The sequence below is a fragment of the Sulfitobacter sp. HI0129 genome (assembly GCF_001635395.1).
Taxonomy (GTDB): domain Bacteria; phylum Pseudomonadota; class Alphaproteobacteria; order Rhodobacterales; family Rhodobacteraceae; genus Sulfitobacter.
Window position 1 is genome coordinate 1 of record NZ_LWGH01000070.1, and the last position, 330, is coordinate 330.

1 protein-coding gene is annotated in these 330 nt (G+C 60.2%); it reads left to right on the forward strand.

Features of this window, described 5'->3' with window-relative positions:
• Window positions 1-330 (forward strand): proton-conducting transporter transmembrane domain-containing protein (locus tag A3764_RS00755; protein ID WP_269085009.1); only part of this gene is annotated, 330 nt, incomplete at both ends.

Genomic DNA, 330 nt, shown 5'->3' on the forward strand with positions numbered 1-330 from the left:
ATCTTCCAGATGATTAGCCACGGCTTCATCTCAGGCGCCCTCTTTCTTTGTGTCGGCGTGATCTATGACCGCATGCACACCCGGGAAATCGACGCCTATGGTGGGCTGGTGAACCGGATGCCGGCCTATGCGCTGATTTTCATGCTCTTCACCATGGCGAACGTGGGGCTGCCGGGGACCAGCGGCTTCGTGGGTGAATTCCTCACGCTCATGGCAGCCTTCCAGGTCAATACATGGGTCGCCGCGGTGGCGACCACGGGCGTGATCTTCAGTGCGGCCTATGCGCTCTGGCTCTATCGCCGGGTGGTGNTGGGGGATCTCATCAAGGAG